This window comes from Mesorhizobium sp. M1A.F.Ca.IN.020.04.1.1 (assembly GCF_003997315.1).
Classification (GTDB): Bacteria; Pseudomonadota; Alphaproteobacteria; order Rhizobiales; family Rhizobiaceae; genus Mesorhizobium.
In genome coordinates, this window is sequence record NZ_RZSN01000002.1 from 24056 (window position 1) to 49247 (window position 25192).

The 25192-nt window shown below is 63.5% G+C and carries 27 protein-coding genes; 14 read left to right on the forward strand and 13 right to left on the reverse strand.

Features of this window, described 5'->3' with window-relative positions:
- The first annotated feature begins 358 nt into the window (after positions 1–358).
- The 5 genes from EOA49_RS01155 (at position 359) to EOA49_RS01175 (ending at position 6884) form a co-directional block, all read left to right on the forward strand.
- The gene (locus tag EOA49_RS01155; RefSeq protein ID WP_127241222.1) at positions 359–754 is read left to right on the forward strand and encodes a hypothetical protein; all 396 of its coding nucleotides are present in this window, start codon (positions 359–361) and stop codon (positions 752–754) included.
- Between the two features lie 25 nt (positions 755–779).
- Entirely contained in the window at positions 780–2660 is a 1881-nt protein-coding gene (locus EOA49_RS01160; protein WP_067326540.1) for an ABC transporter ATP-binding protein, read from the forward strand.
- 129 nt (positions 2661–2789) lie between these two features.
- On the forward strand, positions 2790–4682 hold the full coding sequence (locus EOA49_RS01165) for an ABC transporter ATP-binding protein (RefSeq protein WP_127241223.1): 1893 nt from the start codon (positions 2790–2792) through the stop codon (positions 4680–4682).
- The gene (locus EOA49_RS01170; RefSeq protein ID WP_127241224.1) at positions 4679–6562 is read left to right on the forward strand and encodes an ABC transporter ATP-binding protein; all 1884 of its coding nucleotides are present in this window, start codon (positions 4679–4681) and stop codon (positions 6560–6562) included. Before EOA49_RS01165 ends, EOA49_RS01170 begins: the two co-directional genes overlap by 4 nt.
- 10 nt (positions 6563–6572) lie before the next feature.
- Positions 6573–6884 carry a DUF6665 family protein gene (locus tag EOA49_RS01175; RefSeq protein ID WP_067326547.1) on the forward strand — a complete coding sequence of 104 codons (312 nt, stop codon included), beginning with the start codon at positions 6573–6575 and terminating at the stop codon, positions 6882–6884.
- Here EOA49_RS01175 and EOA49_RS01180 read toward each other — a convergent pair.
- The gene (locus EOA49_RS01180) at positions 6881–7735 is read right to left on the reverse strand and encodes an alpha/beta hydrolase (protein ID WP_095777297.1); all 855 of its coding nucleotides are present in this window, start codon (positions 7733–7735) and stop codon (positions 6881–6883) included. The genes EOA49_RS01175 and EOA49_RS01180 overlap by 4 nt on opposite strands.
- Before the next feature lie 91 nt (positions 7736–7826).
- Positions 7827–8171, reverse strand: coding sequence for a cupin domain-containing protein (locus EOA49_RS01185; RefSeq protein ID WP_127241225.1), 345 nt, complete (start codon positions 8169–8171; stop codon positions 7827–7829).
- A 313-nt stretch (positions 8172–8484) separates the two neighbouring features.
- On the opposite strand from EOA49_RS01185, the gene petA reads away from it, so the two are divergent.
- The 6 genes from petA to EOA49_RS01210 all read left to right on the forward strand — a co-directional run bounded on the left by petA (position 8485) and on the right by EOA49_RS01210 (position 12828).
- The gene (gene petA / locus EOA49_RS01190; RefSeq protein ID WP_066994342.1) at positions 8485–9045 is read left to right on the forward strand and encodes a ubiquinol-cytochrome c reductase iron-sulfur subunit; all 561 of its coding nucleotides are present in this window, start codon (positions 8485–8487) and stop codon (positions 9043–9045) included.
- A 17-nt stretch (positions 9046–9062) separates the two neighbouring features.
- The gene (locus EOA49_RS01195; protein WP_066994345.1) at positions 9063–10367 is read left to right on the forward strand and encodes a cytochrome b N-terminal domain-containing protein; all 1305 of its coding nucleotides are present in this window, start codon (positions 9063–9065) and stop codon (positions 10365–10367) included.
- Between the two features lie 19 nt (positions 10368–10386).
- Positions 10387–11244, forward strand: a complete 858-nt coding sequence (locus EOA49_RS01200; RefSeq protein ID WP_095823271.1) for a cytochrome c1 — start codon at positions 10387–10389, stop codon at positions 11242–11244.
- 139 nt (positions 11245–11383) lie between these two features.
- On the forward strand, positions 11384–11926 hold the full coding sequence (locus EOA49_RS01205; RefSeq protein ID WP_245460472.1) for a hypothetical protein: 543 nt from the start codon (positions 11384–11386) through the stop codon (positions 11924–11926).
- The gene (locus EOA49_RS33265; RefSeq protein ID WP_245460474.1) at positions 11898–12077 is read left to right on the forward strand and encodes a hypothetical protein; all 180 of its coding nucleotides are present in this window, start codon (positions 11898–11900) and stop codon (positions 12075–12077) included. The genes EOA49_RS01205 and EOA49_RS33265 overlap by 29 nt, the downstream gene beginning before the upstream one ends.
- A 205-nt stretch (positions 12078–12282) precedes the next feature.
- On the forward strand, positions 12283–12828 hold the full coding sequence (locus EOA49_RS01210; protein WP_066994354.1) for an adenine phosphoribosyltransferase: 546 nt from the start codon (positions 12283–12285) through the stop codon (positions 12826–12828).
- Between the two features lie 74 nt (positions 12829–12902).
- On the opposite strand, the gene EOA49_RS01215 is transcribed toward EOA49_RS01210, so the two are convergent.
- The 5 genes from EOA49_RS01215 to EOA49_RS01235 all read right to left on the reverse strand — a co-directional run bounded on the left by EOA49_RS01215 (position 12903) and on the right by EOA49_RS01235 (position 16524).
- Positions 12903–13373: a MaoC family dehydratase gene (locus EOA49_RS01215; RefSeq protein ID WP_127240822.1), complete on the reverse strand. Its 471-nt coding sequence runs from the start codon at positions 13371–13373 to the stop codon at positions 12903–12905.
- Positions 13370–13831 carry a MaoC family dehydratase gene (locus EOA49_RS01220; RefSeq protein WP_127240823.1) on the reverse strand — a complete coding sequence of 154 codons (462 nt, stop codon included), beginning with the start codon at positions 13829–13831 and terminating at the stop codon, positions 13370–13372. Before EOA49_RS01220 ends, EOA49_RS01215 begins: the two co-directional genes overlap by 4 nt.
- A 103-nt stretch (positions 13832–13934) precedes the next feature.
- The gene (gene ychF, locus EOA49_RS01225; RefSeq protein WP_095777301.1) at positions 13935–15038 is read right to left on the reverse strand and encodes a redox-regulated ATPase YchF; all 1104 of its coding nucleotides are present in this window, start codon (positions 15036–15038) and stop codon (positions 13935–13937) included.
- A gap of 94 nt (positions 15039–15132) precedes the next feature.
- Positions 15133–15855, reverse strand: a complete 723-nt coding sequence (gene pth, locus EOA49_RS01230) for an aminoacyl-tRNA hydrolase (RefSeq protein WP_127240824.1) — start codon at positions 15853–15855, stop codon at positions 15133–15135.
- Between the two features lie 24 nt (positions 15856–15879).
- Complete coding sequence (locus tag EOA49_RS01235) at positions 15880–16524, reverse strand: 50S ribosomal protein L25/general stress protein Ctc (protein WP_066994365.1); 645 nt, start codon at positions 16522–16524, stop codon at positions 15880–15882.
- A 396-nt stretch (positions 16525–16920) separates the two neighbouring features.
- On the opposite strand from EOA49_RS01235, the gene EOA49_RS01240 reads away from it, so the two are divergent.
- Positions 16921–17574, forward strand: a complete 654-nt coding sequence (locus EOA49_RS01240; RefSeq protein ID WP_127240825.1) for a glutathione S-transferase family protein — start codon at positions 16921–16923, stop codon at positions 17572–17574.
- A gap of 131 nt (positions 17575–17705) precedes the next feature.
- Here the strand turns inward: EOA49_RS01240 and EOA49_RS01245 are convergent, their stop codons facing one another.
- Positions 17706–18149: a MarR family transcriptional regulator gene (locus EOA49_RS01245; RefSeq protein WP_127240826.1), complete on the reverse strand. Its 444-nt coding sequence runs from the start codon at positions 18147–18149 to the stop codon at positions 17706–17708.
- A 150-nt stretch (positions 18150–18299) separates the two neighbouring features.
- On the opposite strand from EOA49_RS01245, the gene EOA49_RS01250 reads away from it, so the two are divergent.
- On the forward strand, positions 18300–19163 hold the full coding sequence (locus EOA49_RS01250) for an alpha/beta hydrolase (RefSeq protein ID WP_127240827.1): 864 nt from the start codon (positions 18300–18302) through the stop codon (positions 19161–19163).
- 72 nt (positions 19164–19235) lie between these two features.
- Here EOA49_RS01250 and EOA49_RS01255 read toward each other — a convergent pair whose 3' ends face one another.
- Positions 19236–20465 carry an MFS transporter gene (locus tag EOA49_RS01255; protein WP_067327132.1) on the reverse strand — a complete coding sequence of 410 codons (1230 nt, stop codon included), beginning with the start codon at positions 20463–20465 and terminating at the stop codon, positions 19236–19238.
- Positions 20466–20596: 131 nt separating this feature from the next.
- Between EOA49_RS01255 and EOA49_RS01260 the strand changes: the two genes are divergently transcribed.
- Positions 20597–21481: a helix-turn-helix transcriptional regulator gene (locus tag EOA49_RS01260; RefSeq protein ID WP_127240828.1), complete on the forward strand. Its 885-nt coding sequence runs from the start codon at positions 20597–20599 to the stop codon at positions 21479–21481.
- Here EOA49_RS01260 and EOA49_RS01265 read toward each other — a convergent pair.
- The 4 genes from EOA49_RS01265 to pgeF form a co-directional block, all read right to left on the reverse strand.
- Entirely contained in the window at positions 21478–22413 is a 936-nt protein-coding gene (locus tag EOA49_RS01265; RefSeq protein WP_066994382.1) for a ribose-phosphate pyrophosphokinase, read from the reverse strand. The two genes, EOA49_RS01260 and EOA49_RS01265, sit on opposite strands and share 4 nt — an antisense overlap.
- A 163-nt stretch (positions 22414–22576) precedes the next feature.
- The gene (locus EOA49_RS01270) at positions 22577–23191 is read right to left on the reverse strand and encodes a hypothetical protein (RefSeq protein WP_095801664.1); all 615 of its coding nucleotides are present in this window, start codon (positions 23189–23191) and stop codon (positions 22577–22579) included.
- A 55-nt stretch (positions 23192–23246) separates the two neighbouring features.
- Positions 23247–24398 carry a Xaa-Pro peptidase family protein gene (locus EOA49_RS01275; protein ID WP_127240829.1) on the reverse strand — a complete coding sequence of 384 codons (1152 nt, stop codon included), beginning with the start codon at positions 24396–24398 and terminating at the stop codon, positions 23247–23249.
- Positions 24398–25186 (reverse strand): peptidoglycan editing factor PgeF, encoded by a 789-nt coding sequence (gene pgeF / locus EOA49_RS01280; RefSeq protein WP_067326578.1) that lies wholly within the window; start codon positions 25184–25186, stop codon positions 24398–24400. The genes EOA49_RS01275 and pgeF overlap by 1 nt, the downstream gene beginning before the upstream one ends.
- Positions 25187–25192: the final 6 nt, after the last annotated feature.

Here is a 25192-nt window from a genome sequence, read left to right on the forward strand (position 1 = left end):
GAAGGAGAGGGACCACATGATGACCATGCACTTCCAGCCCTTCTCCGGGCAGCTCCTCTTTGGGGCCCACGTATGCCCAACGGCGGTTTCGGTACGACGATTCTTCTGACACTTTTAGACCTCATCGCACCGATTCCCGCCGAACCCAGTTTTCGGCCTTCGAAGGAATCTTGCGATGTTTCTCAAACTGCCAAAGCGGCGCCCCGCCCCGCCTGAACGTGTCGACACCGACGCTGGCCGTCAGGTCGGGACTGACGCTTGCCGTCATGTCCTGACTGCGTCGCGTCCCTCCGGCCGAATGCCGGAGGTCGAGCTCGCATCACCCTTTTTAACGCATTTGCACATGGAGGACGGACCGATGTTCGATCCCTTTAAAATACCGGGTTCAAGAAGCTTGCATGAGCGCAAGGTGGCGACCTGGGCGCTGCTGATCGGCGAGACTTACTCGTCGGCGGTGCACGCCGAGACGCGCCGGCGTCCGCATCGCGGCATGCTGCCGGACGTCGACTTCTCGCGCGCGGTGCCCGATCCCGGTCGACCCTCGCTGGTGCGCCGGATCATCCGCATGGTCCGACCGGGCAAAACCAGGGCTGGCGACAGCTTGTCGTCAGGATCCTCTGGCAAGCCTGTCGGCGAAAAGCCCGCGACACCCTATATTGCGCGAAGCAGGGCCGGCGATACGGACAATTCCGTATCGCCGGCCCGCGGCGCCGTGCGGCCGGACGGCCTTACCAATCAACCCCGCGCCGCGTGAGCGCACAAATCGTCGAGTGCCTCGAATGTTCCGCTGGTTTGAGAAGAGGCTCGATCCGTTTCCCGCCGCGGAGCCGGTCGAGCCGCCGAAGACGCTGGTCGCCTTCTGCGTGCATTACACGCGCGGGGCCTGGCCCTATATCCTCGTCGATGCCGTGCTTGTGGCAGCGATAGCCCTTGCCGAAGCGTGGATGTTCGGTTTCATGGGCCGCATCGTCGACTGGCTGTCGGCGCAGAACCGCGAAACCTTCCTTGAGACGGAGCGCTGGAAACTCGCCGGCATGGCCTTCATCGTGCTGTTCGCGCTGCCGGGCACGGTATGGCTGCATTCGCTGCTCAACCAGCAGACGCTGATGGGCAATTATCCCATGCGCATCCGCTGGCAGGTGCATCGCTACCTGCTCAAGCAGTCGATGGCCTTCTACCAGGACGAGTTTGCCGGCCGTATCGCCACCAAGCTGATGCAGACCGCTCTTGCCGTGCGCGAATGCGTCATCAAGCTGATCGATGTCCTAAACTATGTCGTCGTCTACTTCCTCAGCATGCTGTTCATCGTCGGCTCGGCAGACTTGCGACTGGCTGTGCCCTTGGGTGTATGGCTGGTCGGCTATATCGGGCTCTTGCGCTTTTTCATCCCAAAGCTCGGCAAGGTCGGCGAGGAGCAGGCCAATGCGCGCTCGACCATGACCGGCCGCGTCGTCGACAGCTACACCAACATCCAGACGGTGAAGCTGTTTTCGCATGCCCGCCGCGAGGCAACTTTCGCCAGGGAGGGCATGGCGAGCTTCCTCGATACGGTCTACCGCTCGATGCGGCTGGTGACGCAGTTATATGGGATGCTCTACATCCTGAATTCGCTGCTTCTGTTTTCCGTGACGGCGATCTCGCTGTGGCTATGGCTGGGCGAGGCGGTGACGATCGGCGCAGTCGCCGTGGTTATCGGCCTGGTGCTCAGGATGTGGGGCATGTCGCAGTGGATCATGTGGGAGATGTCGAGCCTGTTCGAGAATATCGGCACGGTGCAAGACGGCATCCAGTCGATCTCGCTGCCGCGGCTGGTCGAGGACCGCCCGGGCGCCAGCGACATCGCCGTCAGTCAGGGCGAGATCCGTTTCGAGGAGATCCGCTTCCACTACGGCAAGCAGAAGGGCGTCATCGAGAACCTGTCGCTCACTGTGAAACCCGGCGAGAAGGTCGGCATCGTCGGCCGCTCCGGCGCCGGCAAGTCGACGCTAGTCAACCTTTTGCTGCGTTTTTACGACCTGGAAAGCGGCAGGATCCTCATCGATGGCCAGGAGATCGCCGGGGTAACGCAGGATTCGTTGCGCGCGCAGATCGGCATGGTGACGCAGGACACCTCGCTGCTGCATCGGTCGGTGCGGGAGAATATCCTCTACGGGCGCCCTGACGCCACCGACGAGATGCTGATCGAGGCGGCCCGGCGGGCGGAGGCGCTCGATTTCATCGGCGCGCTTTCGGACCATAACGGCCGCAAGGGATTCGATGCACATGTCGGCGACCGCGGCGTCAAATTGTCCGGCGGTCAGCGGCAGCGCATCGCCATTGCCCGCGTCATGCTGAAGGACGCACCGATCCTCATCCTCGACGAGGCGACGTCGGCGCTCGATTCGGAAGCCGAGGCGGCGATCCAGGAGAACCTCTACAAGCTGATGCAAGGCAAGACCGTGATCGCCATCGCGCATCGGCTGTCGACCATCGCTGCGATGGACAGGCTCGTCGTCATGGACAAGGGGCGCATCATCGAGGAAGGCTCGCACGAAGAGCTTGTCACCAAGGGCGGCCTTTATGCCCAGCTCTGGCAGCGCCAGTCGGGTGGGTTCCTCCTCGATGATGCGCCGGCTGAGTCCGATGCCAAAGGGTCTCACTCCGAGATGGCGGCGGAGTAACGCGATCGCGATTGGCATCAAGGTTACGGCAATTGCGGGGAATCGCTCCCGGGCGTAACCACGACCCGTCAGAGGCCTGCCCGCGACCAAATCGGGTGCCGGCGGGGTTCCGGCATCTACGAGAGAAAAATGTTCGACCGCATCTTCACCTGGTTCGAAAGCCATTATTCGCCGGTGGCGCTGGCCGAAGACAGGCAGCCGCCAATGGGACTTTGGCGGTTCTACTGGTATTTCATAAGACAGTTTCGCGCCGCCTATTGGCTGCGCATGATCATCGTTGCCGTCGCGGCAATAGTGGACGCGATGCTGCCGATTTTCGTCGGCCTGATCGTGGGCCTGCTCTCCAACACCAGGCCGGGCGATTTCTTCGCCGCGCATGGGCCGCTGCTCGTCATGATGGCGATCGTCGTGCTGCTGCGTCCGCTGTCCATGGTTATCGACGCGCTTATCCGCAATCACGCCATCGCGCCGAACCTCATCGACCTCATCCGCTGGCGAAGCCATTGGCATGTCGTGCGTCAGGACTGGTCATTCTTCCAGAACGACTTCGCCGGCCGCATCGGAACGAAGGTCATGCAAAGCGGCGACTCGGTGGAGATGAGCGTCAATCTCACCGTCGATGCCGTCTGGTACGCGCTGGTCTTCGTCGCGGTCGCCATCGTTGTGCTGGCGCGGCTCGACCCGCTTCTTCTGGCTGTGGTGGCGGCCTGGCTGGTGTTCTATTGCATGATCTTCTGGTTTGCGATGCCGAGGATCACCCAGCGCTCGTCCCAACTGTCGGAGCGGTGGTCGCAGGTGAGCGGCCGCATGGTCGACAGCTACACGAATATCCTGACGCTCAAGACATTCTCGACCGGCGAGCACGAAAACAAATATGTCTCGCAAGCCGTCGTCGAGCACGCCGACACGTTTTACCAGCTGATGCGCGTTTTCACACTGATGTGGTCGGCCCTGTTCGTCCTCAACGCTGCGCTGCTTATCGCCATAAGCTGGTTGGCGCTGGCCGGCTGGAACACCGGCGCCATGACCACGGCGGCCGTGGCGACGGCGATACCGTTCGCGCTGCAGATCGCCAACATCTCCGGCAGGATCCTCGATGTCGGCGCCAACGTCTTCCGGCAGATCGGCGTCGCCAGCAATTCGATGACGACGATCGCGCGCCCCATCACAATGCAGGACCAGCCGGACGCGCCGGCCCTCGTGGTCAAAGCCGGCGGCATCGAGTTCGAGCAGGTGAACTTCAACTATTGGCGCAAGGACGGCAAAGGCGGCGTCATCGACAATCTGTCGCTGAAGATCGCGCCGGGCGAGCGGGTGGGCCTGATCGGCCGTTCCGGGGCCGGCAAGTCGACGCTGGTCAATCTCGTCCTGCGGCTGTTCGACGTGCAGGACGGCAAGGTGCTGATCGACGGACAGGACATCCGCAACGTCTCGCAGGAAAGCGTTCGCGCGGCGATCGGCTTCGTCAATCAGGATACGTCGCTCTTGCATCGATCCGTCCGCGAGAACCTCAAATATGGACGCCAGTCCGCCAGCGACGAGGCGATGTTCAGCGCCGCCAAGGCCGCGCAGATCGACGATGTGATCGCGGGACTGACCGATCCGCATGGACAAAGCGGCTATGAGGCGCTCGTCGGCGAGCGCGGCGTGAAGCTGTCCGGCGGCCAGCGGCAACGCATCGCCATTGCCCGCGTTATGCTGAAGGACGCGCCGATCCTCATTCTCGACGAAGCTACGTCTGCGCTCGATTCGGAGGTGGAGGCCGCTATCCAGGAGAACCTCTACAAGCTCATGCAGGGCAAGACGGTCATCGCCATCGCCCACCGTCTGTCGACCATCGCGGCAATGGATCGGCTCGTCGTCATGGACAAGGGCCGCATCGTCGAGGACGGCTCGCATGAAGCGTTGATCGCCAAAGGCGGGCTCTATGCCCAACTCTGGCGGCGCCAGTCGGGCGGCTTCCTGCTCGAGGAAAAGCAGGCGGCCGACGATCTGCCGACGAAAGGTGAAGCCGCGGAATGATGAAGGCCGTCTATCGCTGGTTCGAAAGCTGGGTCTACCCGTTCCGCGAGCCGGCGAATCTTCGTCCGCCTGCCAGCGTCGGCGGCTTCCTCTGGCACTATGTCGGGCAAGCGAAGCTCGCTTTCTTCGCCATGCTGATCATCGGCGGCATCGCGCCGCTGGTCGAGGCCGGGCTGTTCTATTTCGTCGGACGGCTGGTCGATATCCTCGACCAGCTTCCCGGCGAACGCAGCTGGCACGCGCTGTGGGCCGCCGCCGGGCCAGAGCTGCTGTTCATGGGCGCGGTGGTGCTGATCATCCGCACGCTGGTGGTCGGCCTTTCGGCGCTGGTCGACGAGCAGACGATCACGCCGGGCTTCTACAGCCTGGTGCGCTGGCAGGCGCACCGGCATGTCTCGCGCCAGTCCTACGCCTTCTTCCAAAACGACTTCGCCGGGCGTATCGCCACGAAGGTCTGGCAGGCGGGGCAGGCCACTGGCGACCTCATGGAAAGCTTCATCGAAGTCGTCTGGTTCATGATCGTCTACACGGTGACGACGCTGGCGCTGGTCGCCGGCCTCGACCTCAGGCTGGCGGCGCTGGTGGTGATCTGGATCGTCGCCTTTGGCTGGCTGGCCAGGCTCCATTTGCCGGCAATCCGCAAGCATGCCGAGGCGACCGCCGAGGCCGGCTCGATGATCACCGGCCGCTTCGTCGATTCCTATTCCAATGTGCAGACGCTGAAGCTGTTCGCGGCCGACGGCGACGACCGCTACATCCGCAACGGCTTCGACATCTATCTCGATGCGCTGCGGCCCTTCACGCGGCGGCTGACCGGTGTGCGCGTGGCGCTGACGACGCTTTCCGGCATCATGATCACGGCGATCGCCGCCTTTGCAGTCTATCTGTGGGTGGAAGGCTCGATCACCGTCGGCGCCGTCGCCTTCACGCTCTCGCTTGTGCTGAGGCTCAACATGCTGCTGGGACGGCTGATGATGCAGCTCAACAGTATCCTCAGGAATCTCGGCGTGCTGGAAAATTCCAAGGCGCTGATCTCGCAGTCGCTCGGCCTGACCGACGCCCCGGATGCCAAGGAGCTGGTGGTTGCGGGTGGCCGCATCGACCTCAAGGACGTCACCTTCCACTACGGGAAAGGGGCAGGGGTCCTCGAGGGCATCGACCTCGTCGTGCGTCCAGGCGAGAAGGTCGGGCTTGTCGGTCCGTCCGGCGCCGGCAAGACGACGCTGGCCAATCTCATCCTGCGCCTCTACGACCTCGAGGGCGGCAGGATCCTGATCGACGGCCAGGATATCGCCCGTGTGACGCAGAATTCGCTGCGCGCCAATATCGGCGTGGTCAGCCAGGACACGGCGCTGTTCCACCGCTCGCTGCGCGACAACATCAAGCTCGGCATGCCGGACGCTACCGACGCTGAGGTGATCGCCGCGGCGCGCAAAGCCGAGGCGCATGACTTCATCATGGGGCTGCGCGACAATCGCGAGCGCCTTGGCTACGAAGCCTATGTCGGCGAGCGCGGCGTCAAGCTCTCCGGCGGCCAGCGTCAGCGCGTGGCGATCGCCCGCCTCTTCCTCAAGGATGCGCCGATCCTCATCCTTGACGAGGCGACCTCGGCACTCGATTCCGACATCGAGGCGGCGATCCAGGAAAACCTGGCAAGGCTGATGGAGAACAAGACCGTCATCGCCATCGCCCACCGGCTTTCCACCATCGCAGCGCTCGACCGGCTGATCGTGCTCGACGGCGGCCGCATCGTCGAAGAAGGCACGCATGATGAGCTGGTGGCGCTGGACGGTCTTTATGCGCGGCTCTGGAAACGGCAGTCCGGCGGCTTCCTCTTCAATGAGGAAAGCGCGCTGGAAGAGACGCGCCCGGCGGAGTAGAAACGCAGCCATGTCGATCAGAATGCCCAGCAATTTCGGACGGTCAGGCGCGCAGGAGAGCGCTCTCGATCTGCTCGGCCACGAAATACTCGCCGAGAAGGCCGCCGCCCTCGGTCGCGCCGGCCAGCGCGTCGAAGAGGCCTTGGCGAAGCTGCGCGAAAATGGGGAAGGCGGGGATCGCAACCGGCTGCTGAAAGAAGCGGCAGAAGCCGTCCACGCCTATTTCATCCAGCGCGAACTCTGCGGGCTGCGCAAGCACGACGCCGTGATCCGCGAATACGACATCCCGCGGGCGGTGCTGGTCAGGCTCGGCGCCAGCTAAGCGCTGACTTCCTTCCGAAAGCGCGCGAGGCGCAAGGCGAGCGCTCCGGGATTCTCATCGGCGACGAAGTGCCCGCTATCGGGGATGATGTCGCCCTCGACATTGGAGAGGCCGGCGGCCTTCAAGCCATTGAGGTAATCGCTGATCTCGCCGGTCTCGGCAGCGCCCCTGAGGCAGAGCACCGGCGTATCGATCGGGCTTGCCGGCGGAACGGCATTGGCCTTGGCGTCCTCGGAAAAGGCGCGGTACCAGTCGAAGCCGGCCTTGAGGCTTTCCGGCCGCGAATAGGCCTTGGCGTAGATGTCTCTTGCTTCGGCCGGGATGGCGGATTTCTCCTTCGAAAGGGTGTCGAAGAAGAAGTCGAAATAGGCGCGCTCGTGACCCCCAACCAGCAGTTCCGGGAGAGCAGGAACCGCGTGGAACGCGAAATGCCAGAGGTTTGGATTGCGGATGACCTTGTCCCACGGCGCCACGCCCGGAACGACAACATCCATGATCGCGGCGGCGGAGAGGATTTCCGGATGGTTGCGCAAAAGCGCGAAGACGATCTGGCCGCCGACGTCATGGCCGGCCACTATGACCTGTCGCAGGCCGCAGGCGTCAATCAAGGCCGCTATCACCCTGGCCAGATGGGCTTTCTCACCGGTTTTGCGCGTGCCTTGCGAGCCGCCTATACCCGGCAGGTCCGGCGCGATCACGCGCTGATCGGTGGCCAGCCGACCGATCACGTTCTCGAAGGCATGGGAACTTTGAGGCCAGCCGTGGAGCAGCACGAGGCCGGGCGCATCCCGTGGTCCGGCTTCGCGGATCGCAATGGTCAGTCCTTCAACCTCGATGCTGGAAGTTTCCATCCGCCCGGCCTTCACCTGTCCGATCGCTCCGACCGACAGAACTAGGCGGGAATCGGTCCGCGGACAGGGCCTGTCTCTCGAATAAGCCGCATCACTCCAGCCATTCGGTGATGAAGCTGCCGTTCTCGTGGATGTCGGTGGTCTCGAGCGGACCGGGGCCGAGATTGGTGAATTTGTGCGGCGTGTCGGCCGGCACGATCAGAATTTGGCCTGCGGTGGCCGTTATCTGCCGATCGCCGACCGTGAACAGGCCGGTGCCGGAACGGATGACGAAGATCTCCGCGTAAGGATGCTTATGCAGACGCGGGCCGCCGCCGATCTCGGGTTGATAATTGAAGATCAGGCAGGAGTTGGAGCCAAATGCGCCGCATTGCAGCTGGCCTTGCCAACGGTCGGGCGTGCTCGCCCATTTGTCGCGGTCGATGACATGCGCCATGGCTCGACAATAGACCGGGCCGGCGGTCGCTGTCGAGGCAAGCGGAGCTCCGATTTACCGCTGAAGTTAGTGCTATTTAGCGCTGTTCGGCGGCCCGATCATCAAGCCGTTGCGCGGGCCGCGGCATGTGCCCGCGACAATGTGCCCTTGTGCCTCCACGCGTCTGGACAAAAACGGGCTTCACGCATAAACCGAACCTCCAAATGCCGGAGGAATTCGCTAGCCTGTTCGCCATGCGCTGTCGGGCCGGCGCGATTGAGCGGGGACAAGGCTCGGCCGCCGGCACGGAAAGAGGCGAAAGGATCAGGCACCCGTGAGCGCAACCGACATCCACGATCCCAACCGTCGCGATTTTCTCTACATCGCCACCGGCATGGCCGGCGTGGTCGGCGCTGGGGCCGTCGCCTGGCCGTTCATCGACCAGATGCAGCCGGATGCGTCGACGCTGGCGCTGGCTTCTGTCGAGGTCGATGTCTCCTCGCTGCAGCCCGGCAGCTCGCTGGTCGTCAAGTGGCGCGGCAAGCCGGTCGTGGTGCGCAACCGCACCGACAAGGAAATGAAGGACGGCGCGGCGGTTAGCCTCAACGATCTCAAGGATCCGATCGCCCGCAATGCCAACTTGCCGGCCGATGCGCCGGCGACCGACGCCAACCGCACCACGCCCGGCAAGGAAGCCTGGATGGTCATGGTGCAGGTCTGCACCCATCTCGGCTGCATCCCGCTCGGCCAGGAAGGCGATTTCGGCGGCTGGTTCTGCCCGTGCCACGGCTCGGTGTACGATACCGCCGGCCGCATCCGCAAAGGCCCGGCGCCGGAGAACATGGCGATCCCGGTGTTTAAATTCATTTCCGATACCAAGATCCTTATCGGTTGAGGCAGGGGGATATTTCGATGAGCGAGGGACACTCCACCTACACACCGAAGACGGGTCTCGGACGCTGGTTCGACGCCCGTATGCCGCTTCCCCGGCTTGTCTATGACAGCTTCATTGCCTATCCGGTGCCGCGCAACCTCAACTACATGTGGACGTTCGGCGGCATCCTGTCGATCATGCTGGTATCGCAGATCCTCACCGGCATCGTGCTGGCCATGCACTACACGTCCGACACCACACTCGCCTTCGATTCGGTCGAGAAGATCATGCGCGACGTGAATTCGGGATGGCTGTTGCGCTATCTCCATTCCAACGGCGCCTCGTTCTTCTTCGTGGCCGTCTACATCCACATCTTCCGCGGGCTGTTCTACGGCTCCTACAAGGCGCCGCGCGAGCTGCTCTGGATCCTCGGCTGCATCATCTACCTCCTGATGATGGCGACCGGCTTCATGGGCTATGTGCTGCCGTGGGGACAGATGAGCTTCTGGGGCGCCACCGTCATCACCGGCTTCTTCAGCGCCATCCCGCTGGTCGGCAACTGGATCCAGGAACTGCTGCTCGGCGGCTTCGCCGTCGACAATCCGACGCTGAACCGCTTCTTCGCCCTGCATTACCTGTTGCCGTTCATGATCGCCGGCGTCGTCGTGCTGCACGTCTGGGCGCTGCATGTCGTCGGCCAGTCGAACCCGACCGGCATCGAGGTCAAGTCGAAGACCGATACCGTCGCCTTCACGCCCTATGCGACCATCAAGGACGCGTTCGGCATGATCGTGTTCCTGTTCTTCTTCGCCTATTTCGTCTTCTACCTGCCGAACTACCTCGGCCATCCGGACAACTACACGGTCGCCAATCCGCTGAAGACGCCGGCCCACATCGTTCCGGAATGGTACTTCCTGCCGTTCTACGCGATCCTGCGCGCCATCACCTTCAACATCGGGCCGATCAACTCCAAGCTCGGCGGCGTGCTGTGCATGTTCGGCGCCATCGCCATGCTGTTCCTGGTGCCGTGGCTCGACACCTCCAAGGTGCGCTCGGCGGTCTACCGGCCCTGGTACAAACTGTTCTTCTGGCTGTTCGTGGCCGACGCCATCCTGCTCGGGTGGCTGGGCTCGCAGCCGGCGGAAGGCTCATACGTGTTCATGGCGCAGATGGCGACGCTGTTCTACTTCGCCTTCTTCCTGGTCGTGATGCCGGTGCTCGGCCTGATCGAGACGCCGCGGCGGCTGCCGAACTCGATCACCGAGGCAGTGCTGGAAAAGAAAAACAAGGGAGCCGGCGGGCATCCGGCAGGCGCGGTCAGCGCGCCGGAAACCAAGGGCTGAGAATCTGAGGGGATTTGGCATGAAGAAGATTCTCACCTCGCTGGCGCTGCTTGGCCTGGTGGTCGCGGGCACCGCTGCCATCGCAGCCGAAGAGGAACACAACGCGGCTGCCCCGACGCATTTCCCGATCAATGAACCGAAGGAAATGAGCTGGAGCTTCGCCGGGCCGTTCGGCACGTACGACAAGGCCCAGCTGCAGCGCGGCCTGAAGGTCTACAAGGAAGTCTGCTCGGCCTGCCACTCGATGAACTTGGTGGCGTTCCGCACGCTGGAAGGCCTCGGCTACTCGGAAGCGCAGATCAAGACGCTTGCCGCCGAGTACACCATCCATGACGGCCCGAACGATGCCGGCGACATGTTCGACCGCCCGGGCAAGCCGTCGGATCACTTCCCGTCGCCGTTCCCGAACGAACAGGCCGCCGCCTCCGCCAATGGCGGCGCCGCTCCGCCCGACATGTCGCTGCTCGCCAAGGCGCGCGGTGTCGAGCGCGGCTTTCCGCGTTTCATCTTCGACATTTTCACCCAGTATGCTCAGGGCGGCCCGGACTACATCCACTCGCTGCTCACCGGCTACGACCAGGCGCCGCCGGCCGGCATGGTCATCCCCGAAGGCACGCACTACAATCCATACTTCCTGTCCGGCGTGTCGCTGAAGATGCCGAAACCGCTTTCGGACGGCCAGGTGACCTATGACGACGGCTCGCCGCAGACGGTCGACCAGTATTCGCGCGACGTGTCGGCGTTCCTGATGTGGGCCGCCGAGCCGCATCTCGAAGAGCGCAAGAAGACCGGCTTCCGCGTGCTGGTGTTCCTGCTGCTGTTCGGCGCGCTGGTCTACCTGACCAAGCGCAAGGTGTGGGCCGAAGTGGCGCACTGAACCGCGATCGGTCAGACACTTTCGAGGGGCGCCGCAAAGGCGCCCTTTTCAATTTCGGGACCGCTTTGATCCGGCCGTGTCACATGGCTGTCATTGCGCATCGCGATCCTGCGTTGGCTCACCTCAAAGGATCGTCCCCATGAAAAGATTTGCGCCGCTTGCAGCCGTGGTGCTGCTTCTTGTCGCCTCCTCGGCAGTCCGCGCCGAGGACGCCCAGCCCTTCGTCACCAACAAGGACATCGACCTGACGATGATCCTGCCGCCGCCGCCGGCCAATGATTCGGCCGAGACCAAGGCAGAACTCGGCGAGGTGCTGACCCTGCAAGTGACGCGAACGCCCGAAATGGAAGAGCGTGCTATCGCCGATGCCGAAGAGGATGTCTGGCGTTTCGCCGATGTCATGGGACCGAAATTCAGCAAGGAGACGCTGCCGAAGTTCAGCGCCTTCTTCGACCGCGTGGCTACCGAAGGCGCGGTCGCCGATCCGGCCAAGGACGTCTGGAAGCGGCCGCGTCCGCACCAGCTCAGTGATCTGGTCAAACCAGCGGTGGAGCTGTCGAATTCCGGTTCCTGGCCGTCGGGCCATGCGACGGGTCGGCACCATGATGGGCAACATCCTGTCCGACATGGTGCCGGAGAAGCGGCCCGAGATCATGGCCCGCGCGGCCGAATATGCCCATAACCGTGTGGTCGGCGGCATCCATTATCCGTCGGATGTCGAGATGGGCAAGATTTCCGGCAGCGCGATCGCCGCGGTCCTGCTCAGCCGGCCCGATTTCAAGACCGAGTTCGAGGTGGCGCGATCCGAGCTGCGGTCCGACCTCGGCATGTGAGCCGTCCGTCGCCGACGTTTCTGCAAGGGCGCCAGCGGGCGCCTTTTTCGCTTGCGGCGCCGGCACGGGAGCAAGGCAGGCGATGCCGATCCTTTGCCGGATGCGCTTGTCTCCCGGGCTCCATCGCGGTAGCCGTTGTTGGTTGCGTTGCGCCGGGCGCGTCGACGCCGTTATATCCGACAGCCGGACACGCGGAGCTCGTCTCATGAAACCCTCGCTCGAAGACACGCTGCTTGCGGCCATCCGCACCATTCCGGATTACCCCAAACCCGGCATCCTGTTTCGCGATATCACCACGCTGCTCGGCGACGCTCGCGCCTTTCGCCGCGCCATCGACGAGCTTGTGCATCCTTACGCCGGGCTGAAGATCGACAAGATCGCCGGCATCGAGGCGCGCGGCTTCATCCTGGGCGGCGCAGTGGCGCATCAGCTTTCGGCGGGTTTCGTCCCGATCCGCAAGAAGGGCAAGCTGCCTTACGAGACCGTGCGCGTCGCCTACAGCCTCGAATACGGTCTGGACGAGATGGAGATGCACAAGGACGGCGTCTCGCAAGGCGAGAAGGTGATCCTGGTCGACGATCTGATCGCCACCGGCGGCACGGCGGAGGCGGCCGTCAAGCTGCTCAGGCAGATCGGCGCCGACATCGTCGCCGCCTGCTTCGTCATCGACCTGCCGGATCTCGGCGGGCGCCAGAAACTGGAAGCGCTCGGCGTGCCGGTAAGGACGCTGATCGGCTTCGAGGGGCATTAATCAGTGTTGAATGGTGAATAGTGAATGGTGAATAGGGAATGGTTCACTGGTCACCATTCACTATTCACCATTCGCTACTCCACCTTCACCAGCACCGCGCTGTCGAACTCGATAACCTTATCGCCGCTGGAGTCGAAACCTTCGGAACGCAGCGTGAGCAGGCTCCAGCCGGGGCGGCCGGCAAGGGGCCGATGGGCAAGCGCTGTGCGGGTGAAGGTCACGGTTTCGCCGGCATAGACCGGCTTCAACCATTTGAGGTTGCGAAACCCGGGCGAGGGGCCGAATTCGGGCTGCGGGCCGGGACCGGTCCAACGCACGCCCTCGGTCTCCATGCGCTTTTCGAGGTTGTATTTCATCCAGGTGGCGGCGGTGTGCCAGCCGGAGGCGCAGAGACCGCCAAGCATGCTCTTCTTCGCCGCCTCCTCGTCGACATGGAAGATTTGCGGATCGTATTTCCTGGCGAACGCCTTGATCTCGCCGGCCTCGAATTTGTGCGCGCCGAGGGTGACGGTTTGGCCGATGAGGAAATACTCGTCCAGGGTCACGCGACGGCCCCGCGGGTCAGAAACATGCCGGTGTTCTCAAGCTCGAAGACGCATTCGCCGCGCTGGTTGAACAGCTCGCTGCGCATGCTGACCAGGCCGATCTGCGGCCGCGACTTGGACTGGCGCTTGGAAAGCACGGTGACCTTGCCGGTGAGACGGTCACCGGCCAGAACCGGCTTCTTCCATTTGACATGCTCGATGCCGGGTGAGCCTTGCGAGGTCGAATCGAGCAGGAAGGCATCGCACAGCATGCGCATGAACATCGCGCAAGTGTGCCAGCCCGACGCCGAAAGGCCGCCCAGGATGCTGGCCTTGCCGGCCGCCTCGTCGAGATGCATCGGCTGGGCGTCGAATTCGCTGGCAAACTCGATGATCTCGGCGGCGCTTACATTCTTGCTGCCGAGGTCGAGCGAGGCGCCCTCGACGAAATCCTCATAGGTCCAGGTCTTTCCGGTCATGTCGGCAATCCGGTTGACGAACGCGTGATCCCGAAGGTCGAGCATCCCGGATGGAGGCCCGAGCCAATTTGGTCAAGTCCTTTCTGGTGAGCCAGCCAGGCACTCAGGTGTTGAACTTGAACAGCATGATGTCGCCGTCCTGGACGACATACTCCTTGCCTTCGTCGCGCGCCTTGCCGGCTTCCTTGGCCGCCACTTCGCCGCCGAGCGTGACGAAGTCGTTGTAGGAGATCGTCTGGGCGCGGATGAAACCACGTTCGAAGTCGGTGTGAATGACGCCGGCAGCTTGCGGTGCCTTATCGCCCTTGTGGATCGTCCAGGCGCGCGTCTCCTTCGGCCCGACGGTGAAATAGGTGATCAGATGCAAGAGCTCGTAGCCGGCGCGGATCACCTTGTTGAGGCCCGGCTCGTCAAGGCCGATCGAGGCGAGGAACTCCATTTCCTCCTCGTCGGAAAGCTGGGCAACTTCCGCCTCGATCGCCGCCGAGATCACCACCGTGCCGGCGCCCTGCGCGGCGGCCATCTTCTCCACCGCCTTTGTATGCTCGTTTCCCGTGGCAGCGTCCGCCTCAGCGACGTTGCAGACATAGAGCACGGGATGCGATGTGAGCAGGTTCAGGCCCTGCAGGATGCGCAGATCCTCCGCCGCGATGCCATTGAGCAGGACGCGGGTCGGGCGACCTGCCTGCAGCAGTTCGAGCGCCGCCTCCATCATCGGCAGAACGGTCATTGCTTCCTTGTCCTTGCCGGCGGCGCGCTTGCGGACCTGCACGATGCGGCGCTCCAGGCTTTCGAGATCGGCGAGCATCAGCTCGGTCTCGACGGTCTCGGCGTCGGCGACCGGATCGATGCGGCCCTCGACATGGGTGATGTCGTCATCCTCGAAGCAGCGCAGCACATGCACGATGGCGTCGACCTCGCGGATGTTGGCGAGGAACTGGTTGCCCAGACCTTCGCCCTTGGAGGCGCCGCGCACCAGTCCGGCAATGTCGACGAAGGAGATGCGGGTTGGGATGATCTCCTTCGACTTGCCGATCGCGGCGATCTTCTGCAGCCGCGGGTCCGGAACCGCCACCTCGCCGGTGTTCGGCTCGATGGTGCAGAAAGGATAGTTGGCGGCCTGCGCGGCAGCCGTCCTGGTCAACGCGTTGAACAGCGTCGACTTGCCGACGTTGGGCAAGCCAACGATGCCACATTTGAAACCCATGTTCGTCCGGTCCTATCGGGAATTCGAGATTTGGTGAGGGCTATGGGCGAAAGCGCGGACGATCGTCAAGCCCTTGGCATGGTCGTTTCGACGCTCAGTCTTTTCCGAACAGCTTCTTCAGCATCGCGGCCATCGGCCCGCTCTCGGGAACCTTCGCCGGCGGCTGCTGCGGGAGGGCCTGGCGGATATGGCTCTGCTGTTTTGGCGCCTTGGGCGGAGGCCGATCGTCATCGCCGGTCGGCACGAGCTTCTCGCGCAGCGCGAGCGTGATGCGGTTCATGAAGGAGTTGTCGTCGCCCTTGGCCAGCAGTGCGGCGTCGCCGGCGATCGCGTCGAGCAACACGTCGAGCCATTCACGGTCGGCCTTGGCGAAATCGCCGAGCACATGGCCGTGCACCATCTCTTTGACGCCGGGATGGCCGACGCCGATGCGCACCCGGCGATAGGCATTGCCGACATGCTGGTCGAGCGATCGGATGCCGTTGTGGCCGCCGGAACCGCCGCCGACCTTGACCCTGAGCTTGCCGGAGGCAAGGTCGATCTCGTCGTAGAAGACGGTGAGGGCGGCGGCATCGAGTTTGTAGAAGCGCAACGCCTCGCCGACCGACTGGCCGGATAAATTCATGAAGGTCTGCGGCTTGATCAAAAGGATCTTCTCGCCGCCCAGGGCGCCCTCGGCGATCAGGCCCTGGAACTTCTTCGACCAGGGCGAAAAGGAATGGCGGCGGGCTATCGCGTCCGCCGCCATGAAGCCGACATTGTGCCGGTTGTTCTGATATTTCGCGCCCGGATTGCCGAGGCCTGCAAAGACAAGCATCGTCGTCTCCTGGCGCCGAGAGAATTACTTCTCTTCGGCCTCAGCGGCCTCAGCTTCCGGCGCCGCCGCTTCGGCAGTCTCCTCCGTCTCCGGCTTCATTGCCGCGGAGCCGGCGATGGTCGCGATGGTGAAGTCGCGATCGGAGATCACCGGCTTGACGCCGGCCGGCAGGGCAACCGCCGAAATGTGAATCGAGTCGCCGATTTCGGTGCCGGCGAGATCGACGGTGATGAATTCCGGGATCGCGTTGGCAGGGCAGTGGAACTCGACTTCGTGACGAACGATGTTGAGCACGCCGCCGCGCTTGATGCCGGGCGACTTGTCCTCATTGATGAAGTGGACGGGCACGTCGACATTGACCTCGGTGTCCTTGCCGATGCGCAGGAAGTCGACATGGACCGGGAAGTCCTTGACCGGATCGAGCTGAAAATCCTTCGGCAGGACCTGGATCTTCTTGCCGTCGACATCGATCGTAGCGATCGTGGTCAGAAACCCGCCGCCGTGGATCTTGTAGAAGATGTCCTTGTAGTTGAGGGCGATCGCCAGGGGGGGCTGCTTGTCGCCGTAAATAACTGCAGGCACTTTGCCGTTGCGGCGAACTGCACGGGCGGACCCCTTACCGACCTGTTCGCGCGCTTCGGCCTTGAGCTCGTAAGCCTCGTGGCTCATGGCATTTCCTTTCGCGTGTTATGGAGCGCTCGCGGCGGGCAAGCCCATCCGTAAACGTCGAAAGCCGTCGCGGCCTTGCATGGTCCATCCAACGCTTTTGGCTGTCCAAACGCTTCGGGGATCATGCAGGCCTGGCCGGCCTTCCTCCGCGTTGCCTCCAAGGGTGTCTACGCGGGTGGCGGCTCTATAGCGGAAGGCGGGCAGGGGCGCAAGCCGTTGAACGGGAAGGCTTGGCTAGGCTAAGCGATGATATCCGGCCCGGGAGGCATAGCCGACGCGTTGCTCCGCTGCAAAGTCGGATCTGGCGAGTTGCGCCGGGTCCCGCCCGCATGCGTCATGTAGCATCGGGCCGGTTTCAAACGTCCTTGGCAGGCAATCGAAGGACCGGAGATCGACATGAAACTACTGTTCAGCCGCAATCCCAATCCTCGCCTCGCGGTCGCGTCGGCGCGCTATCTGAAGGCCGATGTCGCCTTCGAATTCGCCTCGCCCATGGCGCCGGGGCAAGCCGAGCGCTACCGCGCGCTGAACCCAAATTTGACCTTGCCCATCCTGGTCGGCCCGGGATGGAGCCTGTGGGAAGCCGATGCGATCGCCTGCCGGCTCTCGCGCGACATGCATTCGGATTTCTGGCGCACCGGCGACGACGAACCGGAGATGATCCGCTGGCTGAGCTGGGGCAAGGAGAATTTCGTCAGGGCCTGCGACATGGTGCATTTCGAGCGCGGCACGAAACAGCGCTGGGGACTGGGGCCGATCGACAAGGCATTGGTCGAGGAGGGGCTGAGGCAGTTCCACATGACGGCCGCCATCCTTGAAGCCGAGCTTTGCGGGCGCCAATGGCTGGTCGGCAATTCGGTTTGCTATGCCGACTTTCGTATGGCGACCTTTCTCGCGTTCAATGATGCTGCCCGGTTGCCGCTCGATGACTATCCATCGCTCAGCCGCTGGTATCGGCGGATCGAGCATATCGATGCCTGGCGCGACCCGTTCCAGGGGCTGGATGCGCCGCCACTGCCGCCGGTCAGCAGAGAGGCCGTGCCGGGTTAAGCAAGGATTTTGAACGGCCCTTCTCGAAGGACCATCGTCGAGGATGCCTGCCAAGCCGCGGCGGAAATGGCCCCGGCGATGGGACGCGGGCCGTGGCCTGCACTAAGCAGACTTTGTCCGGCGTTTGGAGGTCAGGCAGCATCAGCCGATTGGTCGCCGCTCAACGCATCGCGCAACGCCCGGACTTTTCGCGTGAGAGCATCGATCTCGGCCGAGGTCATGCCTGAACGCTCGACCAGCGTTTCGCCCAGACAGCTGCATTGCGTGAGCAGCGCCCGGCCTGCCGCGGTGAGATCGACCTGCACCTGCCGCTCATCGTGATGGCTGCGCTGGCGGGTCACCAGACCCGCCTGCTCCATGCGCTTGACCAGCGGGGTGACGGTGCTCGATTCCAGCGCCAGCCGGCGCGCTATGGTGCCGACCGACATGCCATCGGCCTCTCCAAGCGCATTGAGCACGAGATACTGGGGATACGTGATCCCCATCTCGTCGAGCATGGGCTTGTAGGTACGGTTGATCGCCATGCTCGTGGCGTAGAGCGCGAAACAGAGCTGATTGTCCAGGGGCAGAGGCATCGCGCTATGATCCTTTTGTCGACGTCGTGAGGCTCTTTAGCACAAAAAATCATATCGCGATACATATTATCGTGGACAAGAAGTCATTGTTGCGCTAGACACATAATTATCGCGATATCATTTATCGCGACACCTAAAACGGAGATTGAGATGACTGAAGCTTCACATGCGAAGGCCGGCTCGGGCAGCGGCACGATCACCACCAACGACGGCACGCAGATCTACTACAAGGATTGGGGCACCGGTCAGCCGGTCGTCTTCCACCATGGCTGGCCACTGAGCAGCGACGACTGGGATGCCCAGATGCTGTTCTTCCTCTCCAAGGGCTATCGGGTCATCGCCCATGACCGCCGCGGCCATGGCCGCTCCAGCCAGACTGACACCGGCAATGAGATGGACACCTACGCCGCCGATGTGACGGCGCTGGTTGCGCATCTCGACCTCAAGAACGCCATCCATGTCGGGCATTCGACCGGCGGTGGCGAAGTGGCGCGCTATGTCGCGCGGTACGGTTCCGGAGGCCGTGTCGCCAAGGCTGTGCTGATCGGCGCGGTGCCGCCGATCATGCTCAAGACCGCTGCCAATCCCGGCGGCTTGCCTATCGAAGTGTTCGACGGCTTTCGCTCGGCGCTGACGACGAACCGCGCCCAGTTCTTCCGCGACGTTCCGGCCGGCCCTTTCTACGGCTTCAACCGTCCAGGCGCGACGGTGTCGGAAGGTGTGGTCGACAATTGGTGGCGGCAGGGCATGATGGGCGGCGCCAAGGCGCATTACGACTGCATCAAGGCGTTCTCGGAAACCGACTTCACCGAGGACCTGAAGAAGATCGACGTGCCGGTGCTAGTCATGCATGGCGACGACGACCAGATCGTGCCGATCGCGGATTCGGCGCTGCTCGCGATCAAGCTGCTCAAGAAGGGCGAGCTCAAAGTCTACAAGGGCCTTCCGCACGGCATGGCGACGACCCATGCGGACGTCATCAATGCCGACCTCCTGGCTTTCTTCCAGGCCTGAGTCCCAGCGCCAGAAAAGCACCCGCCATCGCGCGGGTGCTTTGCTCTCTGGAGCTCGTCCGGAGTGGCCGGCTCAGGCTTTCCTGGCCTCCTTCATGTTCGGCAGGAACACGGTCAGCAGGCCGAGGAAGGGCAGGTACGAGCAGACGTGGTAGACGAAGTCGATGCCTTTCATGTCGGCGATGACGCCGAGCACGGCCGCAGCGATGCCGCCCATGCCGAAGGCGAAGCCGAAGAAGATGCCGGCGATCATGCCGACGCGGCCGGGAACCAGTTCCTGCGCGAAGACGACGATGTTGGAGAAGGCCGACGACAGGATCAGGCCGATCACAACGGTAAGCACCATCGTCCATTCCAAATTGGCGTAAGGCAGCGCCAGCGTGAAGGGCAGAACGCCGACGATCGAGAACCAGATCATCGCCTTCTGTCCGTAGCGGTCGCCGAACGGGCCGCCGAGCAGGATGCCAAGCGCCGAGGCGCCGAGGAACAGGAAGAGCATGACCTGCGACATCTGCACCGAAACGCCGAACTTATGGATGGCGTAGAAGGTGTAGTAGCTGGACAGCGAGGCGATATAGGCGTTCTTGCTCAACACCAGCAGCGTCAGCACCGCCAATGCCCCCATGACCTTTTTGCGTGGGAAGGGCGAGACGTGAGCCGCCGGCTTGCGGCTGGCCATCGAGGCGCGCAGCCGGCTGTACCAGCCGCCAACCTGCCACAGCACGACGATGCCGATCAGCGAGCCGACGGCGAACCAGGAAATGCTCGTCTGGCCGAAAGGCACGACGATGAAGGCGGCGAGCAGCGGGCCCATCGCCTGGCCGAAATTGCCGCCGACCTGGAACAGCGATTGCGCGAGACCGAAGCGGCCGCCCGAGGCGAAGCGGGCGATGCGCGAGGATTCCGGATGGAAGATCGCCGAGCCGATACCGATCAGCGAGGCGCCGATCAGGAGCAGCCAGTAATGGCCGGCATGCGCGAGCACCACCAGCCCGACCAGTGATGAGGCCATGCCCCAAGGCAAGGAATAGGGCATCGGTCGCTTGTCGGTGATCATGCCGATCACAGGCTGCAGCAGCGAGGCCGTTACCTGGAAAGTGAACGTAAGAAGGCCGATCTGCCAGAAATCGAGACCGTAATTCTCTTTGAGCAGCGGATAGATCGCCGAAAGCAGCGACTGCATGATGTCGTTGACGCAGTGGCAGAAGCTCACCGCAAGAATGACGGTGAAGGCCGTCGCTTGCGCCGAGGCGTGGCTTGCCGGCGCTGGGGTGGCGACGGCGGTGGCGGTCGTATCGGTCAAGGCAATGCTCCAGGTCTTTTTGGCGGCGAACCGCAGCCAGCCAGCTTTATTGGCCGCTTGTCTTATAATCGGCTTGAATGGCGACTTCTTTCGTGGTTTGGTCCAATAGTTTCGCAAGTGGGCCACATCGAATGCCGCATGGCCGGGAAATCTTCAGGGGCGACGCCGCCGAGCTCGGCCGGCTGCATGAAAGCCGCTGGCAGTGGCTGGAGCAGGCGGTCGGGCCGGCGGTCGCGCTGCCGACCGAATATCCCGACGGCTACCACGTGCCGCGGCACCGCCACAGCCGCAGCCAGTTGCTGCATGCGCTTGTCGGCGTCGTGCTGGTGACGACCAGGCACGGCCGCTGGATGGTGCCGCCCGACCATGCGATGTGGATACCGGCCGGTATCGAGCATTCGGTCGAGATGCTGGGCGATGTCTCGATGCGCTCGGTTTATGTGGTGCCGGATGCAATTCCCGGCCTGCCGGAGGGATTACGCGTCGTCGGCATCACCGAGCTGATGCACAGCCTGATCGTGGAATCGGAGAAGCTGCCTCAGGGCGGCGAGCTCGAAGGACGCGCCGGGCTGATCATGGGGCTCTTGCTGCATGAGATACCGAACCTGCCGGAGCGGCCGCTCGGCCTGCCTTTTCCGTCGGATCCGAAGCTCGCGGCGCTCTGCCGGCGCTTTGTCGCGGCGCCCTCGCCACATGCGACGATCGACGAATGGGCGGATGCCGCTGGCATGAGCCGGCGCTCCTTCACACGCGCCTTCCACCGCCAGACCGGGCTGTCGCTCTCCACTTGGCGCCAGCAGGCCTGCCTGTTCGCGGCGCTGCCGAGGCTCGCCGACGGCGAACCCATCACCAGGGTGGCGCTCGATCTTGGCTATGACAGCGTGCCGGCGTTCATCACCATGTTCAAGCGCATGCTCGGCAGCTCGCCGCGCGGCTATATGCGCGGCGCGCGCGAGTCAGGCGAGGGGCCAAAGCGATCAAGCGGCCCGGTTCAAGCCAGCAGCGCCGCGGCTTAGTCGAACAGGCTTGAGACCGATTCTTCTGTCGCCGTGCGCGAGATCGCCTCGCCCATCAGGTCGGCGATCGAGATGACGCGGATGTTGGGCGCGTCGAGCACGGCCTGGCTCGGCTGGATGGAATCGGTGATCACCAGTTCCTGCAGTTTCGAGCCACTGATGCGGGCAACCGCGCCGCCCGAGAGCACGCCATGGGTGATGTAGGCAGTGACGCTGGTCGCGCCGTTGGCGAGCAAGGCATCGGCCGCGTTGCAGAGCGTGCCGCCGGAATCGACGATGTCGTCAATCAAGAGGCAATCCTTGCCGGCGACGGCGCCGATGATGTTCATCACCTCGGATTCGCCGGGCCGCTCGCGGCGCTTGTCGACGATGGCGAGCTGCGCATCGAAGCGTTTTGCAAGCGCGCGCGCCCGCACTACGCCGCCGATGTCGGGCGATACGACGACGACATTGCCGAGCTGCTTGTATTTCGCCTTCACGTCGCGGGCCATCACCGGCACCGAGAACAGATTGTCGGTCGGAATGTCGAAGAAGCCCTGGATCTGGCCGGCGTGGAGGTCGAGCGTCAGCACGCGATCGGCGCCGGCGCGGGTGATCATGTTGGCGACGAGCTTGGCCGAAATCGGCGTGCGGCCTGAGGCGCGGCGGTCCTGCCTGGCGTAGCCGAAATAGGGAATGACCGCCGTGATGCGCCTTGCCGAGGAGCGCATGAAGGCGTCCATCATGATGAGCAGCTCCATCAGATGGTCGTTGGTCGGATAGGAGGTCGACTGCAGGATGAAGACATCCTCGCCGCGCACGTTCTCCTGGATCTCGACGAAGATCTCCTGATCGGCGAAGCGCCTGACGCTGGCCTTCCCCAGCGGGATGTTGAGATAGCGAGCGACCGCTTCGGCCAGCACCCTGTTGGAATTGCCCGCAAAAAGCTTCATGCACCGTTCCTGGTGAAGGATGGAGAGACCGGACAGACTCTCATGAGCCTTTATGCCGGGCTTTTAGCGGCCCGCGCCGGTATTGCAAGCCTCGTGATCGGGAATCGTTCGACAAGGCGCAACAAAGGCCGGCTGGATCGCAAGCCGGCAACAGGTTGGTCGATCAACCGGCGCCGTCGCCGCCGAGCCACGCGGTGAACTGGTCGATCGTCTGGTCGGCGATGGCCTGCATGGTCGCCGGCGCTACTGCCGGCCAGCCTTCGCCACTGCCGACCGAGGCCGCTTTCTGCTGCCCATTGATGCGATGCAGGCGGTTGCCCGAAGGATCGTAGATGTCCCAGACATAGATGACTGTGGTCTCCTTGCCTTCGGACATCGTCGAAAAATATCCCTTCAGCACATGCGTCGCCGTCTGGTCGGTGCTGCCGACAAGGGTCACGCCGCGCTGCCTGGCGCGCGTCTGCAATTCCGCCGTCAAGGGTGCTGCGGCCTCCACCGAGGCGCCGACGATCGGCGCTACCTGCAGCCGGGTCTTGGCGATGGCGGCGGCCTGAGCCGGCGTGGCAGGCGTTGAAGCCGCCGCGGTCGCTGTGGGCGCGGGCGCGGTGGTCGTTGTTGGCGATGCGGTGGCCGACGTGCCCTGGGTGGCCGGCAGAGCCTGGGCCGAACCCGCCGGCGGCTTGACGGCAGAAGGATCGAGGACGTCCTTGGCGTTGGTGCAGGCGGCCAGCGCCAGCGCCGCAAGCAATGACACGGTCGTCACCTGCGATCGTCTCATTTGCCCGACAACTCCTTGGTGGCGAACGCCCCCGCGTGAACCAACCATTATGGATTCACTGCACGATCAAGTCGAGATCATGGCGCGAGAGCGGCTTCGGCGCCGATTCCGTGGTAAGATAGGTGCGGCCGAGCGTCATCGCCGTATCGGTTTCCGAATCCATGATGATCATATGCGCGAACAGCGTCATGCTGGGCGCGATCGGCTCCGGATTGCCCTGGTAGAACATCGGCATGTCCATCCAGGACGGCGTGAAGCGGGCGCCGAGCGAATAGCCGCAGGCGTTCAGCCGGTGCTTGGTCAGATTATGCGCCTCGAGCGTGCGGGCATGCGCGTCGAAGACGTCGCCGAAGGAATTGCCCGGCGTCATCGCCTTCTCGACGGCAAGCAGGGCCGCGCGGGCGGCATCGAACAGTTCCTGGTGGCGCTTCGAGACCTTCCCGGTCAAAACGGTGCGCATCATCGCCGCGTGATAGTGATGGAAGACGCCCGCCCATTCGAGCGTCAGCTGGTCGTTTTTGGTGAGCTTGCGGCGGCCAGCCTTGTAGCGGCAGAGCAGGGCATCGGCGCCGGAGCCGATGATGAATTCGTTGGCGGGATAGTCGCCGCCGCCCGCAAAAACTGCTCCTTGCATGGCGGCCAGGATCAGCGCCTCGTCGCCGCCCTGCTTGATCAGCGGCAGCGCGGCATCGAGCGCATCGTCGGCGAGGCTTGCGGCTTTTTCGGCCTTGGCGATCTCGGCCGGACTCTTGAAGAGACGCAGCCGGCCGACGATTCCGGAAGCATCGGCGATCTGGCCGAAGGTCTGCAACTGCTCGTCCACGCGACGCCCATTGTAGGCCGTGAGGCCGTGCGTGTCGTATTCCACGCCGATGCGGGCGCCAAGCAGATCGAGATCGTTGAGCAGGTTGCGCAGGTCGATCGCGGGATTGGCGCCATCACGATCGGTCCACAATACGATATTCTCGATGGTCGAGGTGTTTCGCGCCTGCCTCAAATCGGCCGAGCGGGTGAGCAGCACCATCGAGCCGTCGCCCTTCACCACCAGGCACTGGAAGAAGCAGAAGCCGAAAGTGTCGTAGCCGGTCAGCCAGTACATGCTCTCCTGCGCGAACAAAAGCACGGCGTCGAGCTTCTTCTCGGCCATCTCGATCAGCAGCCGGTCGCGCCGCCCGTCGAATTCCGAACGTTCGAAATGCAGCGCCATTACTCTTTCTCCAGAACGATTGCCGAGACCTGCCGCCCGTAATCCGCTTCCTTGCGGTGGGTGGTGCGGCGGTAGGAATAGAAAAGGTGTTCTTCCGCGTAAGTGCAGCGGCCGAGCCCGTCGGCGGTCACGCCGGCCTTGCGCAACCGGTCGACCGTATATTGGTTGAGGTCGAACATCGAGTGGCCAGGGTTCTGCGACGACTTGAAGTAGCGTTGATTGCCGGCGTCGGCCTCGATGAAGCGAGCGACGAATTCCGGTCCCACCTCGTAATTGTCGAGTCCGATGGAAGGGCCGAGCACGGCGACGATGCGATCGCGGCGGGCGCCGAGCCCTTCCATCGCGGCTACGGTGTTTTCGAGCACGCCGGTGAGGGCGCCTTTCCAGCCGGCATGGGCCGCGCCGATGACGCGCGCCTCCGCGTCGGCGAACAGCACCGGACCGCAATCGGCCGTCGAGGCGCCGACAGCGATGCCCGGCCGGTCGGTGACGATGGCGTCGGCCTGGGGGCGAGGGCCGGCAAAAGGCTCCCTGGCAATGACGACATCGGGAGAATGGACCTGGTGCGCGGTGAGGAGATGATCCGCCGGCACGCCCATCCAGTAGGCAACGCGGCGACGGTTTTCGGCAACCAGCGTCTGATCATCGCCGGAGCCCGTGCCGATGTTGAGGCCTTGATAGATGCCGCCGGAGACGCCGCCGATGCGGGTGAAATAGCCGTGGCGTATGCCTGGCGCCTTCGCAAGCAGCGGCGAGCGTACTGGATCGGGTCTGGTCTGATTCAGCATGGAAGG

Coding starts and splice junctions, on each gene's coding strand:
- EOA49_RS01155 (WP_127241222.1), top strand. CDS start 359: ATGTTCGATCCCTTTAAAATACCGGGTTCAAGAAGCTTGCATGAGCGC.
- EOA49_RS01160 (WP_067326540.1), top strand. CDS start 780: ATGTTCCGCTGGTTTGAGAAGAGGCTCGATCCGTTTCCCGCCGCGGAG.
- EOA49_RS01165 (WP_127241223.1), top strand. CDS start 2,790: ATGTTCGACCGCATCTTCACCTGGTTCGAAAGCCATTATTCGCCGGTG.
- EOA49_RS01170 (WP_127241224.1), top strand. CDS start 4,679: ATGATGAAGGCCGTCTATCGCTGGTTCGAAAGCTGGGTCTACCCGTTC.
- EOA49_RS01175 (WP_067326547.1), top strand. CDS start 6,573: ATGTCGATCAGAATGCCCAGCAATTTCGGACGGTCAGGCGCGCAGGAG.
- EOA49_RS01180 (WP_095777297.1), bottom strand. CDS start 7,735: ATGGAAACTTCCAGCATCGAGGTTGAAGGACTGACCATTGCGATCCGC.
- EOA49_RS01185 (WP_127241225.1), bottom strand. CDS start 8,171: ATGGCGCATGTCATCGACCGCGACAAATGGGCGAGCACGCCCGACCGT.
- EOA49_RS01195 (WP_066994345.1), top strand. CDS start 9,063: ATGAGCGAGGGACACTCCACCTACACACCGAAGACGGGTCTCGGACGC.
- EOA49_RS01200 (WP_095823271.1), top strand. CDS start 10,387: ATGAAGAAGATTCTCACCTCGCTGGCGCTGCTTGGCCTGGTGGTCGCG.
- EOA49_RS01205 (WP_245460472.1), top strand. CDS start 11,384: ATGAAAAGATTTGCGCCGCTTGCAGCCGTGGTGCTGCTTCTTGTCGCC.
- EOA49_RS33265 (WP_245460474.1), top strand. CDS start 11,898: ATGGCCCGCGCGGCCGAATATGCCCATAACCGTGTGGTCGGCGGCATC.
- EOA49_RS01210 (WP_066994354.1), top strand. CDS start 12,283: ATGAAACCCTCGCTCGAAGACACGCTGCTTGCGGCCATCCGCACCATT.
- EOA49_RS01220 (WP_127240823.1), bottom strand. CDS start 13,831: ATGACCGGAAAGACCTGGACCTATGAGGATTTCGTCGAGGGCGCCTCG.
- ychF (WP_095777301.1), bottom strand. CDS start 15,038: ATGGGTTTCAAATGTGGCATCGTTGGCTTGCCCAACGTCGGCAAGTCG.
- pth (WP_127240824.1), bottom strand. CDS start 15,855: ATGCTTGTCTTTGCAGGCCTCGGCAATCCGGGCGCGAAATATCAGAAC.
- EOA49_RS01235 (WP_066994365.1), bottom strand. CDS start 16,524: ATGAGCCACGAGGCTTACGAGCTCAAGGCCGAAGCGCGCGAACAGGTC.
- EOA49_RS01240 (WP_127240825.1), top strand. CDS start 16,921: ATGAAACTACTGTTCAGCCGCAATCCCAATCCTCGCCTCGCGGTCGCG.
- EOA49_RS01245 (WP_127240826.1), bottom strand. CDS start 18,149: ATGCCTCTGCCCCTGGACAATCAGCTCTGTTTCGCGCTCTACGCCACG.
- EOA49_RS01250 (WP_127240827.1), top strand. CDS start 18,300: ATGACTGAAGCTTCACATGCGAAGGCCGGCTCGGGCAGCGGCACGATC.
- EOA49_RS01260 (WP_127240828.1), top strand. CDS start 20,597: ATGCCGCATGGCCGGGAAATCTTCAGGGGCGACGCCGCCGAGCTCGGC.
- EOA49_RS01265 (WP_066994382.1), bottom strand. CDS start 22,413: ATGAAGCTTTTTGCGGGCAATTCCAACAGGGTGCTGGCCGAAGCGGTC.
- EOA49_RS01270 (WP_095801664.1), bottom strand. CDS start 23,191: ATGAGACGATCGCAGGTGACGACCGTGTCATTGCTTGCGGCGCTGGCG.
- EOA49_RS01275 (WP_127240829.1), bottom strand. CDS start 24,398: ATGGCGCTGCATTTCGAACGTTCGGAATTCGACGGGCGGCGCGACCGG.
- pgeF (WP_067326578.1), bottom strand. CDS start 25,186: ATGCTGAATCAGACCAGACCCGATCCAGTACGCTCGCCGCTGCTTGCG.